Consider the following 16,168-nt stretch of genomic DNA (forward strand, 5'->3'; position numbering starts at 1 on the left):
TTGACTGTCAACATCATTGGCGAAAGCAACGACAGCGGGGCAACATCGGCCACGCGGGTCTCCCGATCGGACAATCCGAATCGCGGACCGCGGTCATCGCGCCCTTCTCGGATATCACTCGGATACGCCAGTCGCAGCCGCGGCACCGGAACCATCGTCCAGATCGACCGACACCGCTGGGAGAACCGATGTTTCGTCCGATGATCGCCTTCGCACTGGCCGCCGCGACCCACGCCGGCGTAGTGGCCGGAACCGCCGCCGCCGACCCGCAGCCGCCATTGTTCGAGCTGGTCCAGGCCGCCGCGCAACGGCTCCTCATCGCCGACGACGCCGCGGCAGCCAAGTGGGGCACCGAGATTCCGATCAACGACCCGCCCCGCGAACGCCAGGTGCTGGACGCCGTGACGGCCATGGCGACGGACCGCGGCGTCGATCCCGGCTACGTGCACCGGGTGTTCCGGGACCAGATAGACGCCACCGAGGCCATCGAATATCTGCGGTTCGCCCAGTGGAAGCTCGATCCCGCTCAGGCGCCCGCGGCACGCCCCGATCTCGCCGCGGCCCGAGGTCGTATCGACACCCTCAACCGCCGCATGGTCGAGGCGATCGCGCGGGACGGCGCGGAATTGCGCGCCGCGGACTGCGCGATGAAGGTGGCCGCCGCCGTGACCGTCGCGGTGCCGACCCTGCGGCTGTCGCCCGACTACGCGCTCGCGCTCACCCGGGCGACCCGCTCGTACTGCGGGTAGGGGCCGCGCCATCTCGGCCAGGACGGGGGAGTTCCGGTCGCGGTGACCGGTGCGGGTTTCTGCGCGGACCGGTCACGCGCGATGCTGGGAAGAGATGGTTGGTCCAGAGCCGGACAAACCGGTATCGCTCCTCGAACCCGAACGCTCCAGGCATCGAACGGCGGGTGATCTCATGCACCATTGGCAGTGTTCTCCACGCCCGACCGAACCCGATGTGCGACTGAGTATTCGCGTGCACGGCCTACGCTTGGACTACGCCGCCTGCGAGAGCGCCGCGCGCGAGTTCGTCCGGGATTGGGAGAGCCATCGCGGGACGGGTTCGGTGGCGATCGTCAGCCGCGCCACCCGCGGTTTACCGCGCCTGCCGAACGAGCGACTGTTCACGCAGACCCGAGAGCATTGGCTCCCCTACTACTACGGCCAACCCTCGCGAACTGTTCCTGGTCACAGGCCGACACGCTAGACGCCCCTGGTCCCCGGCGCGACACCCGTTCACCGGTCGCGGCCGGTATTGTCCGCCTTCGCTACGCCGAGACCCGAAATCCCCCGTTCGCTCGCCTCCGATTCGGCTCGTCGAATCAACCGGCACGGATCGGAGGCTCGAACGGATCCGCTCGCATTTTGACTACGGTGCTGATATGTCCCGTCAGCAGCGATCTTCGAGGGTCCGCGCCGCCGAGGATGACGGCGGGCGCCGCACCGGCCTGCACCGGCAACACCGCCCCTGGTCGACGCTGCTGTACTACGCGCCCGTCGTGCTCGCGACCGCCCATGCGGGGTTGACCATGAGCACCGGAACCAATCCGACCCTGATCGCCTGGACCGTGGCCGCGATCCTGCTGCTGATCGTGCGCCGGCGCTTTCCGCTGCTGACCTTCGCCGTGAGCATCCCGGCCGGGATCGAGACCCTGGTGCCCGCGATGGTCGCCGCGTACAACGTGGGCCGCCGATACACCTCCGCGGTCGTCCTCATCGGCTGCGTGCTCACCATCACCGCGGTCAACGTCTGGTACGCCGCCTCCGGCTACACCGTCTTCACCTCGCCGGACGCCCGCATTTCTCGCACCGACATCGGCTCGCTGATCAACGATTCGCTGCTCTCGCTGATGCTCGGCGCAGCCCCGGTGCTGCTCGGCCGCCTCGTCACGGCTCGCCTCAGCCTGCAAGACCGTTATCTCGAACTGAAACGTGCCAGGGAGGAAAGCGTCCGGCTGCGCACCCAGAGCGCCATCGCGCGGGAACGGAATCAGCTCGCGTCCGAACTGCACGATGTGGTGTCACACAATGTCAGCCTGATCGCCGTGTGGGCGGGCGCGCTCGAGATGACGAATCCGAACGACGATGCCCGGTCCGCGGCGGCGACCATTCGCGGTATGTGCGTACAGACCCTTGATGAACTGCGGAACGTGCTCGGCATTCTGCGCACCTCGGGGTTCCGCACCGCCGATTCGCTCGACCTGCATCCGATCACCGCGGATCTGCCGAAGCTGCTCGCCGACAGCGAACTCGACCTCGAAGTACAGGGCGTCCCGGCCGCCGATCTCACCGGTCCCACCCAGCGCACGATCTACCGCACCGTCCAGGAGGCGTTGACCAACGTGCGCAAGCACGCCCCGGGCGCGCGGGTGACCGTCGAGTTCACCGCCGACGATCGGGAAATTGTTGTCCGCGTTCACAATACGGCCGGTGATGGCACGCATATCGGATTGCCCGGCGGCGGTCAGGGGCTGCAAGGGTTGCGCGAACGCGCGGAACTGATCGGCGGCACGCTGGAGGCCGGGCCCGACGCTGCCGGCGGCTACGCCGTGCTCCTGCGCGCACCCCGCACCCGCCCGAACGGCTGAATCCGGTTCCGCAACGGACACAACGGGGTTGGTTGCGGACACCGTGCGTCCGACGCATAGTCGGCGCTCGCGCAGTCGAATACGGTCACCCGTGGATCCGCCCACCACGTGGATCCGATCTCGAATCCCAGCGCCGGAACTGCGTGCCGGTTCGGGATTCGCTCACCGGGCAGGCCGGCGGTCGTCGGGGGACTCCCTGTCCTGTGGGCCGCGACGCCGCCAGGAACACCCGCTTCCTGGCGGCGTTCGCGCGAGGCCCTACCGAGCGGGGAAGGAATCGGCATGGCAGACAAGACCGCGGCCGATGGGACCCGGCGATGGGGCCTGGCATGACCGTGCCCGCCAACCCGTTGGCCGGGACCTACACCGCGCTGACCGTCGCGTCACCGGTGCTGAATATCGACACCGAACCGAGAGACGGTGCCGACGGCTGGTTTTCAGCGCAATCGATCGCCTCGAACGCCGATGTCGTTGCCGCGCTGGTAGATCGAGAGCAACAGCGGATCACCGAAACCCACGGGGTCGCGCCGCCGCGGTGGATCGCCGCGACCTGGGCACTGCATCGCTACGCCTTCACCGCGGTGGCCGCCCTGACCGGGCCGTGGTATCTGGAGCAGCGAGTTCCCGTAATATCACTGCCGCACACCGCTTTTCATCCCACCGAGCGCAGGCTGTCGGTGGCGCGCATCGAGCGTCTGCACTGTTCGGCCTCCGATCCGCTCGCCGGTGAGGCCGTGGCCGACATCGCGAGCGATCCGGAAGACCTGGCCGTGCGTCTGCGCACGACCGTCGCCGACCGACTGGCTCCGATCCTGAACGCTTTTCGCGGTGAGACGCGACGCGGCGACCGGGCACTGTGGGGCCTGGCGGCCGATGAACTGGCGGACAGCGTCTGGCATATCGGGCGTGTGTTCGGCACCGAGGACGCCGCCGTCGCCGCCGTTACTCGATTGCTCCCCCACGCGATCGGCCGCTTTCCCGGTGGCGCGCGTTTCATCCGGGGCCCGCACGGCTGGTGCCGAACCCAGCTCAGTTGCTGTCTGTACTACGCGGTTCGCCCGGCCGAACAGTGCGCGGGCTGCCCGCGCGGAGCTATGAGGACTGCGGCGGAACCATGCTGGACCGGCGACCCCAGACGAACCAAACCACCGGTCCCAGAAGCGGAAAAGTGAACATGAGCAGAATCCACACCGCCTTGCCGCCGGCCGCGTAATTGCGGGAACGAACGGCGCTCACCACGGCTGCCACGAAGAGCACTACGACCACGCAAATCAAAAGTATCAATGCGATACCGGCGACGGTCCCGCCGATGGAATCGCTGTCCGGTGCAGCCGGCACCGACGCGACGAAAATCGTTTCACCCATCATGCGATTCAATCGCCACCGCCGGCGGTGAACCCCACACCGTCAGCAACCTGACCGCATCGCCCATTCCAGCGGCCGGTCCTCCCCCCGATCTCGCCTCCGCGACATGTCCGATGCGCCCCCTTTCCGTCCGGCAACCCCCTTGTCGCCCAATTTCTTTCATAGTCGAATGACATAACCGCAGCCTGCGGTAGCCGGATAAACGATCTGTTCATCGAAAGAGGGGATATGACAGGGAAATTACGGAAGGCAGGACCTGGACTGCTGGTCTCCGTCGGCCTTCTCGCCGCGCCGAGCATTCTCGTATCGCCCGCAACCGCGGATCCTGGCAACGGCGTGTCGTTGCTCGGCAATGCAGCCATCGAGCCCGCCGCCGGCCAGGACTGCCTGGCCGACCGAACCTGCTTCGACACCGGAACGCTGGCCGGCGGCGCGGCCCTCGCCGCCGGCCTCGGAGCCCTGACCGGTTCGGCCGCAATCGGTTCCGCCGCGGTCGGATCAGCCGCTGTCGGCTCCGCGATGCTGGGTTCCTCGGAGGCGGGCCTGCTCGGTTCCGGTTCGGCCGCGACCGGCTCGGCCGGACTGGGTGCGGCCGGCGCGGGGGCCGGGGAAAGCACACTCGGCGGACTCGCGGGCCTCACGACGGGCTCCGCCGCCCTCCTCGGTGCACTCGGATCGGCGGGTCCCGCGGGTGCCAAGGGAGATACCGGCAACGAGGGTCCAGCCGGTCCCACCGGTCCCACCGGACCGCAAGGTGACACCGGCCCCACCGGACCACAAGGCGACACCGGACCCGCAGGACCCACCGGACCACAAGGCGACACCGGACCCGCAGGACCCACCGGACCACAAGGTGACACCGGCCCCACCGGACCACAAGGCGACACCGGACCGACCGGACCGCAAGGCGATACCGGACCCGCAGGCCCTGCCGGACCACAGGGAGAGAAGGGCGACACCGGACCAGCCGGACCACAAGGCGACACCGGACCCGCAGGCCCTGCCGGACCACAGGGAGAGAAGGGCGACAAGGGCGAGCCCGGTGGCATTGATGCCGCCTCTCTCAACCAAGCGCTCGGAGACCTGACGCCGGACCAGGTGAGCGACATGCTGACCAAGCTCAATGTGTCCCAATGGTTCACGCTCGAACAGATCAGCGGTGCCACCAGTTACCGGTACAAAATCGTTTACAGCGGTCCGGGCGCACCCGCGGGCGGCATCGAAATGCCACTGCTCCAGCGAGGTTACGACCCAGACAGAGACGGGGAGACCTGGTAGTTGTAGTTCCTCCGCATCGCACGCTGGGAACTCCGCACCGGGTATCGGCCGGCCCCACAGCCGTTCACTCGGTGCGGAGCTGCAAACCGGGGTTCTCCGCGAGGACGTCGACCGCGCTCTGAGCGATCATGACAATGCTGGGAACGGCTCGCACGAGCTGATCCACTAACGGCCCGAGTTGCTGTAGTAGTGACCGAGTATCGACGATATCGGCGATATCGACGAGTAGTTGCTTGATCTCGTCGGCCAATGGGATATCGGGAACATCAATCGACGGCATTTTTTCCGGCTTGTTGGTCGGAAACCGTATCGGCTTACCGAAGTCGATAAACCCGCCTCTGCTTACGACGCCCATCGCCAATGTTCCCGAGACCAGTGGGCCCCCGCTGTCCCCCGGCAGGGTGAACGCGCTGTGCATGAAACGGGTCGGCGGTCGTTGCGGATCGGGTTGGTCGAGCTGGGTGATCACCCCGCAGGTGAATCCTGTGGTCGCACCGGATTTGCACACCGGCGCACCCACCACTGGAATGCCTACGCCGGTGATCGAAAGGGTTCCGTTCGCGGTGCGGACCAAGCTGTTGTCGAAGGATCCCTTGACCTCTTCACGGATCCGGACGATCGCGTAGTCCCGCCGGCCGTCATTCACGGTTTTGTCGAATTCGCCGGTCGCCGTGCCACGGGTGGGGCCCGGCGGCATGGCGAACGTCTGCACCTTCTCTCCGTCGACCGCGGTCGGATTGCAGTGACCCGCGGTGAGCACGACCGGATCGCCGCTGCTGTCCGCGGCGTTGAATGCCCAAGAGCAGTTGGTGTTTTCGGCGTAAAAGGGGTCTCCCCCCGCAGCCTGATCGCCGCCGGAGTTCGCAACGGCATCCATCAGCACCTGCCGAACCGAATCAGCTCGAACTGTCGGCAGTTCAGGCGTCGCCGTGGCATCGACAGCAAGGATGCCGGCCCGCTGAGCTGCTTCACGGGCCGCCGCGGAATCGTGCTGAAGGGCGACCACCGCGCGGCCCTGGCGGTCCAGCCATTCTCCTGTCACCGCACCCGGAAAACGTTGACGCAGTTCTGTGGCAAAGCCGTGCAAACGTTGCGCCAGATCGACCTGTCTCAAGTATTCCTGTGGATCGAGCCCCAGATCTCGCTCAAGCGCGGCAGTCAACGCTTGTCGTGCATCCGCGGCATAGGTGGTGTCGGGTTCTGCCGCCGCGCCGGTCATCGCGACCATCGAGAACGGCAGCGTGGCAGCAATGCAGAGCAGCAGCCGAGATCTGGCGGCGCCACGAGCGAAGAATCGAACCATGCCTGCTGAAGCTAGACAGACCCACTTCAACCACACAAACAGTAAAAACGATCTGTCCGCCCGAAGCTCTCCCCGGGGTGAACCTCCCCCGATGGTCGAACCCGATCGCCAGGGCCGAATACTCGGAATCACCCTCGGTTTGCGCACACTGAACCACGAGTAGCGATATCTCGAAGAGCGAGGGGAATACCGGACATCGAGGCAATGCACCCTGTCGGTCACGCGGTGCTGCTATTAGCCTGACCACGGCAGTAAATCTCTTTCTCCCTCCACTTCGCCAACCGGTTGGACGTCCATTCTTTCGACCACCGGTCAGACATCGGCGAGGAAAATTCCCGGCTTCCGATCGGCTGCCGCATTACCAGCACTGATCAACGAATCAATCGAGCTGATCCAAGGAGCAGGCGTGAGCCAGCAGAACGAACGCGTATTGCAGGGCAAGATCGCACTGGTGACGGGAGGTTCCAGGGGCATCGGCGCCGCGATCGTCGACCGCCTTGCCGCCGACGGCGCGGCAGTGGCCTTCACCTACAGCCAGGCCGAAGCGGAGGCGCGGGCACTCGTCGAAACCATCACCGGTCGTGGCGGCAGCGCGGTCGCGATCCGCGCGGACGCCGCCGACCCCCGTGCCGTCAACGACGCTGTCGCGCAAGTCGTCCAACGGTTCGGTGCTCTCGACATCCTGGTCAACAACGCCGGAGTCGTACATCACGCCGAGCTCGGGGCATTCACGCTCGAGCAGTTCGACCGCCTGGTCGCGGTCAACGTGCGTGGCGTCTTCACCGCCATCCAATCCGCGAGCGCTCATATGGGCCACGGCGGGCGGATCATCACCATCGGAAGCATCAACGCCACTCGCGTCCCACTGCCGGGGACCGCGGTATACGCGATGACCAAAGCTGCTGTCGCCGGGCTGACCCGCGGTCTGGCCCGCGAACTGGGACCACGCGGCATAACCGTGAACAACGTGCAACCGGGGCCCGTCGATACCGATATGAATCCGGACGACACACGCGAATTCGCGGATACCATGCGAGCGATGCTGCCGCTGGGCCACTACGCCGAACCGGCCGACATCGCCAGTGCCGTCGCCTATCTCGCCCGCCCCGAAGCTCGTTTCATCACCGGCACCAGCTGGGATGTCGACGGCGGCTTCGCGGTCTGAAATCTGCACCGCGGCCCATCGCATGGGCGATGACGACGCCATGCTCGATGTGGTGGCCAGTGCGAACATCGCCAGCGGTTTCCACGCGGGCGATCCTGCCATCATGCGCCGCACCTGCGCGCTCGCGGTGGAGAAGGGCGTCCGTATCGAAGCGCACGTCGGCTATCGCGATCTGGCCGGTTTCGGCCGCCGCACCATGGTTGTCGCACCGGACGAGCTGGCCGGAGGCGGGTACGGCGCGCAGCGTGGTCTCCCCGGTTGGAAGGAGGGGATTGCGGAACCCCCGGCGCGTGCACCGGGATTCTTTGGACTGCTTACCGTTCGGTGCGTCATACGTCGGTTTCACGCGCCGCACCCGCTCGAGCGTGTGGCCGGCCGGGAGTGGTCGACCGGCCACACTCCATCGACGGTAGGCCCGCCGCCACTATCGATCCGACCTGTGCGCGGTGACTGACCGGTATGCCCCCTCTATGACCGCAACGATGCCCACGCCGAGACCTACTGGCGGGGCAGCTGCGGCCGGCCGATGCCGGTTCAGTTCGCTGCCGGGTCCAGGGCGGCGCGGATCTCGGGCACCGATTCCGTCGCCCACGTCTCGAAGGTTTTCATCGCCGGATAGATCAGGCGGGTAACCGTCCCGTCTCCCCAGCAATCGGCGGCATGGCGATCGAAGAACTCGAACATCTGGGCCAGGTCCCTGGTGGGTTCGTCGACGCTGTACTCGGCGGCCGACTTCGGGCGGTGGCGCACCGTCTCGCCGAGCACCCGGCTGAACGTTTCGGCAATTTGATCGGAGGTGCGCAGCTCGCTGATCACCGGGACGGTTACGCCGTAGTAGCTCTCCCGATCCGCGAGCATGCGCGCCACGACCCCGCCGAGATCGCGGATGTCGAGAATCGGAAGACTGCCGTTCCGCAAAGTATTCGCGAACGTTGCGACCCCATCGACGTCGCGGAACAGCTTGAGCAGTGGCACCTCGAGCCAATTCTGGTAGTACCAACCGGGATGCACGAACGCGACCGGCGCCCCCGCGTCACGATAGTGCTTCTCCACCGAGAACTTGCCCTCGTAGTGCGGGACATCCAGCGCCCCGCCGGTGATATCCCAGACGCCGGGCAGACTGCTGTACACGATATTCGTGATCCCATGCCGCAGCGCGGCATCGATGACGGCACGTCCCTGTTCGTACTCACCGCGCTGCTGCGGTTCCCAGAAATTGGACACCAGGAAAAGCGCGTCGGCGCCGGGCAGTACCTGATCACCGACCCCCGGATCGTCGAGATCACCCCGCACCATCTCGACACCGCGTGCGGTCATTCGCTGCGCCGCCGGACCGGCCGGATTCCGGCTGACCCCACGCACCCGCCAAGTCCCGCCGCGGAGCAAATGATCGATGACACTGCCGCCTTGCGCACCGGTCGCGCCGAACACGACAGCGGTACGCAGGTCCGGACCTTCAGCTGAGCTCATATCGCCTTTCCGTTCACCGAATCCAGGACGACGCGCCCATACCGAGGGCCGTTCGGGGACCACTGTCAGATCGGGACGACGAGTGGCAGCGGGTGGTATCCACCGGGGCGCTCGAGACTGCGGAGAGGCTGATGCAAGTAGCCCGTGAGCAGGGCAAACAAACCGAACATGGTTGCCGAAGATAGACCGATCCGAAACTCGCGCCTACCTGTTCGGAACGCACCGTCCGATACGCCACCCGCATTGTCCCGATACCCCCTTGCCTGCGCGAAGCCCGAGCGAAGGGTCTACCTCGCACCGGCTCGCGGCGCTCGAAACTGCCCATAGCGGGGGCGAACCGGACAATATCGGCTACGGAACCTCGGCACGGATCGCGTGATCGTTAGCGTCGCCTCCGTCACTCTCAGCGACCTTGCACGGGGGGTTGAAGGAGCCGGCTCGACATGGCACTGCATCGTTTGAACCAGATCACCATCGGGGTACCCGATGTCACCGCGACCAGCCGCTACTACACGGAATTCGGGCTCGCCCCCAGCGAGCACGAAACCGGCACCGGCACCGCACTTCTCGCAACAGTCGACGGCGGAGATCAACTGCGGCTGGTTCATTCGGAACGCAGGCGACTGCACGAGTTGCGCATCGGCGCCGACGACCCCGACGATCTCGACCGAATCGCGTCCGCGTTGGCCCGGCTGGAGGTCGCCGCCACCCGAACGGACAATAGTGTCCGCGCGCTCGACGTCGGCACCGGAACCAGCGTGGTCGTCGAGATCACCGAGCACCTGCGCCAAACCCCTACGCACACACCGCCGTACAACGCTCCCGGATCGCCGGAGCGCCCCGACACCCGTGCGCCCGCGGTCCTGCGCACCACACCGGTGCGCCCCCGCAAGCTCGGGCACGTGGTACTCGGCTCCACCGATCAGGAACGCTCGCAACGCTTCTTCACCGAGGGGATCGGTCTGCGGGTCAGCGACACCGTGCCGGGGCTCGCCGCGTTCCTGCGCTGTTCGACCGACCACCACAATGTGCTCGTGCAGCAGGCGCCGGCGCGCTTCCTGCATCACACGGCCTGGGAAGTGGACGACGTCGACGAGGTGGGCCGCGGCGCCACCGCCATGCTCGCCGCGCATCCCGAACGCCATGTCTGGGGCCTCGGTCGACATCACATCGGCTCGAACTTCTTCTGGTACCTGCGCGATCCGGCGGGCAACTTCTCCGAGTACTACTCGGATCTGGACTGCGTCGTCGAGGACGCACTGTGGAAACCGGAGGTCGTGGCGGGCGCGAAGGGCCTCTACAGCTGGGGCCCGCCACCGCCACCCTCGTTCCTGGCTCCCGAGGATCTGGCCGACCTGATGATCAACGGGCACGGTAGCTGACGCGCGGGACCCGGGAAATACGACCGAAGGAACGCACGATGCACAACCCCTTGTCCTGGCCCCTTCCCGTCCCCGCCCTCACTCGGCGTGCGACGACTCGGAGCCGCCGCGCACTGGCCGCCGCTGTCCTTCTCGCCTACCTGATCGCTTTCGGGCTTCCCATGTTCAGTGCCGCGCGAGTTCTGATCGAGCCCTCCGGCACGGTCGAACGCACCAGCGAACAATGGTGGTGGTTCGTGGCTTTCAATCTGCTCGCCATTACCGTGTCCGCGGCGCTGTATCTGTTGTTCCGCATGCTCGGCGCACCGCTGACCGTGCGTTCCATGGGCCGCAACACTTTGCTCACAGGCGCTTTCGCGGCTGGCATCTGGGTCATATCACAACTGATCGCCGCGCCCATCAGCGTGCTTCTCGACGCGATAACGACCAGCCCCAGCTACCCCAGCTCATCCACCACCGCAGATCTGTCACTACAGGCACTCGGATGGGCGACCTGGGCGCTCGCGGCCGGTATCGGTGAGGAGATCGTCGCCAACGCCGCGGTCGTGAGAATCCTCGAATTGTATGGAACCCCTACTGCGGCAATATACTTGGCCGCGATCGTCGCCAGGCTGGCTTTTCATATCTACTACGGCTGGGCCGTCCTGGAGAAGGCGGTGTGGGCGGCAGGTGCGGCGTGGGCGTACCGCAACAGCCGAATCCTCTGGCCGCTCATTACGATCCACATCATCCACGACCTGCTCATCCAAATACCCCAGCTGTGGAACCTACCGCTCCTCACGTGGGCGAACATCCCCCTGAACGCCTTATTGATCGCGGTAGTCATCGTGGTCTATCGAAAAAGTTCCGGAAGTCGTCAAGCGCCAACCCGGCACCCAGGTCAATAGATTCAGCGCAGTAGCAGCGGAATCATCGATGGCGAGTTGTCCGCTGCTACCCGCTGTTCCGCTCCCCCGCTATCGCCCGAGCAGTCGGGCTTCCCACACCGGGTCGGTGATTCCACCGAGTCAGGACAGTCCGATGGTGTTCTTCCAGGATGCGCTCCACTCGGCTTTGCACTCGAAAAGCGCGCTGGGCCAGCACCGGATCGTAGTGGGCGCGCTCATCGACGCCGAGTTCGGCGGTGGGCCCGACGCCACCTGGACCGCGAACCTTGCCGAGGCGGTACACGCCGCTGACCTGGTCCAGGAAAACGGTCCGGAGCAGTTGCACGTCAAACAACGGATCTTCGGCGAGATTCTGCGCGCCGCCCCCCCAACAATCCGCACGGGCCACCCGGCGTCGCGTTTCAGCAATGCGGCGCGGCATCCTTGAACTTCGCCATACGTAGCACCGAGGCATCCACCTGGCTTTGCGGCAGACGGCCGCCACGCACCGCCTGCTCGAGCCGATCCAACACCTGCGGCACCGCGTCAGTGGTGATCCACAGGGCATTATCAGCCCCCGCGATCAGCGTGGCTTCCGCCGCCTCGGCGATGCTCATACGCGCCGTGATTGCCTCCATCCCGCCCAGATCATCGGTGAAGATCACCCCCTCGAAGGGTGCGGAATCGTAGCCTGTGCCCTGTCGCAGCAGCGCCATGGCTTGTGGACTGATGCTGGCCGGCTTGTCCGGCTCGGTGAGACCGGGCACATCCAGGTGGCCGACCATCACCGCAGCCCCGGAATCGGCCAGTTTGCGATACGGAATCAGGTCTTTGGCCTGCAACTCGGCCAGCGGTGGCGTGCGCACCGCGCCGGTGTGCGAATCGCCGGAGCCGGAGCCGTGACCCGGGAAATGTTTCATGACCGTGCCGATACCGGCCTCGTTGTAGGCGCGGATGAACGCCTCCGAGTACTGCACCACCACGTTCGGATCATCGGAGAACGAACGGTCGCCGATTACCGAATCGCCCGGCTGCGAACTGACATCGACCACGGGTGCGAAATCCACCGTGACGCCCAGCGCCTTCAATTTCCGTGCCCGATCAAGGCTGAAGGTGTAGAACTCCTCAGGGGTCATGGTCTGCGCGACCACCCGGGCCGAGGGCGCGGGTCCGATCAGGTCCTTGACCCGCGAGACTCGGCCGCCCTCCTCGTCGATAGTCACCATGAGCGGAGTCCGCGCTGCCGCCTTGACCTTTGCCATCGTGGCCTGGTCGGTCAGCATCGCCTTATCGGTCCAGCTGCCCACGAAGATTCCACCTACCTGCTCGGTCTCGATCACGCTCTCGGCGTCGGCGGCACCGGTAACACCCACGGTCAGCAACTGCGCGAGCTTCTGCCGCAGTGTGAACTGATCTAAGTACCGTGCGGAGCAATCCTGTTGCACGTTCGAGTTGATGGGCAGCACTTGACTGGCTTTGACGGATTCTCTGTTACCTGTAGCCAAGTGGTTCGTCGGGCCGCTGCCACTCGAGCAGGCGGCGAGGGCCACCGCGGTGGACGCGAGCACAATCCCAGGGAATAGTCGCATGCCGGCCGACGCTAGCCGCCGCGCAGGCGCGGCTGGACCGGGCTGCCGAAGTTGTCCGCAACTGCCGTCCTTCCGACGGCCGAGACCACAACCCGAGGGTCGAGGTTCGGCAGGCATGGCAGTCGCCGAGCTACTTGCCTGCTTTCTCGATCGCTGCTCTCATCCCGTTCGGGCTCATCAGCGACCGCGCGTCCTGGATCTGCTTGCCATCGACGGTGACCGTCGGTGTCGCGTTCACGCCGTCGTCGAGCACCCGCTGGGTGACGCTCTTCACATAGTCACCGTAGACATTCGATCGAATACGCTGAGCGACATCAGGATCCGCATACCCGGATTCGACTGCGATCGCGATGAGCTGATCGTCGGTCATGCCTTCGGTGCCCTCGGCCGGCTGCCTTTCGAACATGAGCTCGAGCCACCGCGAGAACTTGGTGACGTCCGCCGAAGCGACGACATAGGCAGCGTTGGCGGCCCGCGACGAGTAAGCGTTGCCGTTGGAGGCCGCATCCAGATACGCGATGATGCTGTATTCGACAACGGCGGTGCCGCCGGCGGCCGCTTCGTCGAGTACGGCGGCATTCGCCTGTTCGAACATCCGGCAGGCGGGACACTGTAGGTCGGTGACTACGCGGATCTTGACCGGCGATTCCGGTCGACCGATTCGAACGGCGCCCGCATCGGTGACATTGGCCGGAGTCGGCCCGAGGTATTCGGCGCGAGAGCTACGATTCTCGGTGCGCGATGTCAGCGAGACGCCGATGCACGCGATCAGCCCGAGAAGAACTGCGGCAACAACGCATTGGGTGAATATTCGTCGTCTGCGCTGGATTCGCTCCATGTCAGCGACGGGATTTCTGCGTCGGTCGGCGCTGGCTGACACTGTGCCTCCTCATTCCCAAAGCAAACTGGTGCGCGGCGAGTTGTTTCGAGACCGGCCGAGACCGCTACATCCGCAACGGTTTCAACGGCATCGTGAACGTCGGCAGCGGCGCGACCGGGTAGTGCAGAAAGGGCGCGAGCAGGGCACGCAGGAAATCGGGTGACACGGTATTACCTTTCGAACGAGGTGCGGCCGAAGACCTGGCCACCTCTGAATTGCTTGTGCTCGACGGGGTTTCCGGCGGCGCGGGATAACTCCCTCTCGGCCGCACGGATGCCGCCCGGGCGTTGCGGCACTTGGGCGGCATCCGTGAGTCGTAAGCGCGATCCCCGCATGAATTCGCTTCGACCGGATTCGACGGTAATAGTCGCCGCGGCCGGACCGGAAGGCTCGGACCGCGAAGTGTCCGCTCCGGCCCACCTTTGGCCTCGGGAACGCCATCGCCCGACGCCTGACCCGCCGAGCAGGGTCGCGAATTCGTGCCGGACGGCTCAGGAGATATGCGAGGCGAGTTCTGCTGATATCGCCAGCGTATTCGTGAAAGCCGCCAGCCTCTGCTCCGTACCGTCCATCGACTTACCCTGCGACATTATGCCGATTACCTTGTCCTGCCAGACGAATGCACTACCCGAATCTCCGGGCCGGACCGCCGCGCGCGCACAAAAATACTTTTCAGGACGGGCCTGGCCCCGAGAGCCACTGCCACTGGTCGAACCCGTCGGCGGCTGCGGAGCACCTTCGGGCGCCATTGCGAAGTCACATTCGGCCCGGTCGATCACGGTGGCGCGCACCTGTCGGAGATGGTCGCCGCCTCTGGGCCAACCCGACACCGTCCCTTCCGTACCCGGCGCATAGGCGCCGGCATCGCCAGCCGTCGCCAAGGGCAAGGCCTCGGCTTCCGGAACGGGGCTGTCGAGCGTCAGAATCGCCACGTCGGGAATCTCGCCGAGGCTGCCTCGCTCGCGCGTGTATCCCGGGTAGAACCAGATATCGGAAACAGCGCGGACTTCCCCTCCGGACGGAGCCATTTCATCGCTTCCATGGGCTACACGGAACATCCCCGGCGGATATACGAGTGCCTCGGATCCTCCGGATTCCGAAGGCGCGCTGCCGATCACGCAATGGGCAGCCGTCAGCACTCGGACCGGCGACACGAACGTCCCGCCACAGTCGTGCCGCCATTTCTCGCCGCCGGAACTCGCCGATTCGTTGACGAGCACCCGTGCCATGTACGGCACCTCCCGGGTCGAGACCTCCCGGTCCTCGGGCACCGGAGCCGCCCGCGTCTCCGCGAAACCGATTGGCAGGAAAGTCAATCCGGCCACGATAGCCACGGCCGTCCGCCGATACGCACCGAATGGGGTTCGCCCTGCGGATGCCAAACGTCCAATTCGCATGGCCACCAACGCTAATCGCTACCTCGGCCGACGGAACAGGGCATCAGCGGACAAATGCCGGCTCTGTCACCTTCATTGTCCCGCAACGGTTTCAATTCGCTCAGCGAATGGCGTAGACGACATGGTCGTCGAGGTATTGCCACACGGTGCCGCACTGCCGGAATCCGGCCGAGCGAAGCGCCTCGAGGTGCAGCCCGAGCGTGACTTTTGGCGGTGCGATATGCAGCTCCGGCCCCCAGATCTCGTCTCGGCGTGCGAAAGCCGCCGCGTATCGGGGTTCGGCGGCGACCGCCTGCCACCACTCGTCCCAGGTATCCACCCGCCGGCCGAAACTCGCCCGCTGATTGGCCTCGTCGTCGGCCTTCGCGATCGCGGCGAGAACGCTCTCGCCGTGCGAATCGTAGGACAGGTGATCGCCGTTCATGACGATCCCGCCCGGCCGGACCATCTGTGCGAGAACACGATAGACATCGACCAGTGTTGCCGGTTGCAGCCAGTGCAGGGCCGTGGACGAGACCACGGCGTCGAAGGGCTCCCGGGCGATCACGGAATGTTCGAACCAATCAGTTCGGGCGAGATCGACATCGGCCAATTCGAGACGGGGATCCCCGCCGGCGAGATCCGCGGCCACAGCCAGCAGCGCCGGGTCCTTGTCCGCGATCACGATGTGCGCGTGCGGTATTTCGGCCAGCACCGCCCGGCCGAGTGAGCCGAGGCCGCCGGCCAGGTCCAGCACGCGTGGCTCGGGTCGATCCGCGCAGACCGCGGCCGTCACGCGCGCGATGGTGGCGAACCGTTCCGCCCGATGACGGATGTAGGCGGTTTGCTGTGCGTCCCAGCGCTCGGCGAGTGCCTGGGCGATTTCGCGCGGTGCCGCCAC

Annotated in this window: 15 protein-coding genes and 1 pseudogene; 9 read left to right on the forward strand and 7 right to left on the reverse strand. The window is 65.8% G+C overall.

What is annotated here, in order from left to right:
• The first annotated feature begins 200 nt into the window (after positions 1 to 200).
• The 3 genes from NI1_RS20875 (at position 201) to NI1_RS20885 (ending at position 3,765) form a co-directional block, all read left to right on the forward strand.
• Positions 201 to 749: a chorismate mutase gene (locus NI1_RS20875; protein ID WP_084523478.1), complete on the forward strand. Its 549-nt coding sequence runs from the start codon at positions 201 to 203 to the stop codon at positions 747 to 749.
• Between the two features lie 638 nt (positions 750 to 1,387).
• Positions 1,388 to 2,593, forward strand: a complete 1,206-nt coding sequence (locus NI1_RS20880; protein ID WP_084523479.1) for a sensor histidine kinase — start codon at positions 1,388 to 1,390, stop codon at positions 2,591 to 2,593.
• A gap of 203 nt (positions 2,594 to 2,796) precedes the next feature.
• Positions 2,797 to 3,765 carry a (2Fe-2S)-binding protein gene (locus NI1_RS20885; protein WP_157535233.1) on the forward strand — a complete coding sequence of 323 codons (969 nt, stop codon included), beginning with the start codon at positions 2,797 to 2,799 and terminating at the stop codon, positions 3,763 to 3,765.
• On the opposite strand, the gene NI1_RS37290 is transcribed toward NI1_RS20885, so the two are convergent.
• Positions 3,686 to 3,961, reverse strand: coding sequence for a PLD nuclease N-terminal domain-containing protein (locus tag NI1_RS37290; RefSeq protein ID WP_369690150.1), 276 nt, complete (start codon positions 3,959 to 3,961; stop codon positions 3,686 to 3,688). The two genes, NI1_RS20885 and NI1_RS37290, sit on opposite strands and share 80 nt — an antisense overlap.
• Positions 3,962 to 4,186: 225 nt before the next feature.
• Between NI1_RS37290 and NI1_RS39905 the strand changes: the two genes are divergently transcribed.
• The gene (locus NI1_RS39905) at positions 4,187 to 5,236 is read left to right on the forward strand and encodes a collagen-like domain-containing protein (protein ID WP_281179506.1); all 1,050 of its coding nucleotides are present in this window, start codon (positions 4,187 to 4,189) and stop codon (positions 5,234 to 5,236) included.
• 64 nt (positions 5,237 to 5,300) lie between these two features.
• Here NI1_RS39905 and NI1_RS20895 read toward each other — a convergent pair whose 3' ends face one another.
• Positions 5,301 to 6,539 (reverse strand): S1 family peptidase, encoded by a 1,239-nt coding sequence (locus NI1_RS20895; RefSeq protein ID WP_157535234.1) that lies wholly within the window; start codon positions 6,537 to 6,539, stop codon positions 5,301 to 5,303.
• Between the two features lie 406 nt (positions 6,540 to 6,945).
• Here NI1_RS20895 and NI1_RS20900 point away from each other — a divergent pair, with 406 nt between their 5' ends.
• Both NI1_RS20900 and NI1_RS39430 read left to right on the forward strand, forming a co-directional pair.
• The gene (locus NI1_RS20900; RefSeq protein ID WP_067823415.1) at positions 6,946 to 7,704 is read left to right on the forward strand and encodes a 3-oxoacyl-ACP reductase family protein; all 759 of its coding nucleotides are present in this window, start codon (positions 6,946 to 6,948) and stop codon (positions 7,702 to 7,704) included.
• Positions 7,679 to 7,924 (forward strand): annotated as a pseudogene (locus NI1_RS39430) (LamB/YcsF family protein); the annotation flags it as partial. The gene NI1_RS20900 and the pseudogene NI1_RS39430, both read left to right, overlap by 26 nt.
• A gap of 314 nt (positions 7,925 to 8,238) precedes the next feature.
• Here the strand turns inward: NI1_RS39430 and NI1_RS20910 are convergent.
• The gene (locus NI1_RS20910) at positions 8,239 to 9,174 is read right to left on the reverse strand and encodes an NmrA/HSCARG family protein (protein WP_067823421.1); all 936 of its coding nucleotides are present in this window, start codon (positions 9,172 to 9,174) and stop codon (positions 8,239 to 8,241) included.
• A 443-nt stretch (positions 9,175 to 9,617) separates the two neighbouring features.
• Here NI1_RS20910 and NI1_RS20915 point away from each other — a divergent pair, with 443 nt between their 5' ends.
• The 3 genes from NI1_RS20915 to NI1_RS20925 all read left to right on the forward strand — a co-directional run bounded on the left by NI1_RS20915 (position 9,618) and on the right by NI1_RS20925 (position 11,870).
• Entirely contained in the window at positions 9,618 to 10,556 is a 939-nt protein-coding gene (locus NI1_RS20915; protein ID WP_067823424.1) for a VOC family protein, read from the forward strand.
• A gap of 38 nt (positions 10,557 to 10,594) precedes the next feature.
• Entirely contained in the window at positions 10,595 to 11,443 is an 849-nt protein-coding gene (locus tag NI1_RS20920; RefSeq protein ID WP_084523481.1) for a CPBP family glutamic-type intramembrane protease, read from the forward strand.
• Between the two features lie 133 nt (positions 11,444 to 11,576).
• The gene (locus NI1_RS20925) at positions 11,577 to 11,870 is read left to right on the forward strand and encodes a 3-hydroxyacyl-CoA dehydrogenase NAD-binding domain-containing protein (protein ID WP_067823430.1); all 294 of its coding nucleotides are present in this window, start codon (positions 11,577 to 11,579) and stop codon (positions 11,868 to 11,870) included.
• On the opposite strand, the gene NI1_RS20930 is transcribed toward NI1_RS20925, so the two are convergent.
• The 4 genes from NI1_RS20930 to NI1_RS20945 form a co-directional block, all read right to left on the reverse strand.
• Positions 11,845 to 13,011 carry a glycoside hydrolase family 3 N-terminal domain-containing protein gene (locus tag NI1_RS20930; protein WP_067823433.1) on the reverse strand — a complete coding sequence of 389 codons (1,167 nt, stop codon included), beginning with the start codon at positions 13,009 to 13,011 and terminating at the stop codon, positions 11,845 to 11,847. The genes NI1_RS20925 and NI1_RS20930 overlap by 26 nt on opposite strands.
• Before the next feature lie 130 nt (positions 13,012 to 13,141).
• Positions 13,142 to 13,891: a DsbA family protein gene (locus NI1_RS20935; protein ID WP_245663330.1), complete on the reverse strand. Its 750-nt coding sequence runs from the start codon at positions 13,889 to 13,891 to the stop codon at positions 13,142 to 13,144.
• A gap of 491 nt (positions 13,892 to 14,382) precedes the next feature.
• Complete coding sequence (locus NI1_RS20940) at positions 14,383 to 15,225, reverse strand: S1 family peptidase (RefSeq protein WP_067823439.1); 843 nt, start codon at positions 15,223 to 15,225, stop codon at positions 14,383 to 14,385.
• Between the two features lie 163 nt (positions 15,226 to 15,388).
• Positions 15,389 to 16,168: a class I SAM-dependent methyltransferase gene (locus NI1_RS20945; protein WP_067823900.1), complete on the reverse strand. Its 780-nt coding sequence runs from the start codon at positions 16,166 to 16,168 to the stop codon at positions 15,389 to 15,391.

The organism is Nocardia inohanensis NBRC 100128 (genome assembly GCF_001612945.1).
GTDB classification, from domain to species: domain Bacteria; phylum Actinomycetota; class Actinomycetes; order Mycobacteriales; family Mycobacteriaceae; genus Nocardia; species Nocardia inohanensis.

Bases quoted from the DNA above. Each gene is read 5' to 3' on its own strand.
- NI1_RS20875 (WP_084523478.1), top strand. From the start codon at position 201: ATGATCGCCTTCGCACTGGCCGCCGCGACCCACGCCGGCGTAGTGGCC.
- NI1_RS20880 (WP_084523479.1), top strand. From the start codon at position 1,388: ATGTCCCGTCAGCAGCGATCTTCGAGGGTCCGCGCCGCCGAGGATGAC.
- NI1_RS37290 (WP_369690150.1), bottom strand. From the start codon at position 3,961: ATGATGGGTGAAACGATTTTCGTCGCGTCGGTGCCGGCTGCACCGGAC.
- NI1_RS39905 (WP_281179506.1), top strand. From the start codon at position 4,187: ATGACAGGGAAATTACGGAAGGCAGGACCTGGACTGCTGGTCTCCGTC.
- NI1_RS20895 (WP_157535234.1), bottom strand. From the start codon at position 6,539: ATGGTTCGATTCTTCGCTCGTGGCGCCGCCAGATCTCGGCTGCTGCTC.
- NI1_RS20910 (WP_067823421.1), bottom strand. From the start codon at position 9,174: ATGAGCTCAGCTGAAGGTCCGGACCTGCGTACCGCTGTCGTGTTCGGC.
- NI1_RS20915 (WP_067823424.1), top strand. From the start codon at position 9,618: ATGGCACTGCATCGTTTGAACCAGATCACCATCGGGGTACCCGATGTC.
- NI1_RS20920 (WP_084523481.1), top strand. From the start codon at position 10,595: ATGCACAACCCCTTGTCCTGGCCCCTTCCCGTCCCCGCCCTCACTCGG.
- NI1_RS20925 (WP_067823430.1), top strand. From the start codon at position 11,577: ATGGTGTTCTTCCAGGATGCGCTCCACTCGGCTTTGCACTCGAAAAGC.
- NI1_RS20930 (WP_067823433.1), bottom strand. From the start codon at position 13,011: ATGCGACTATTCCCTGGGATTGTGCTCGCGTCCACCGCGGTGGCCCTC.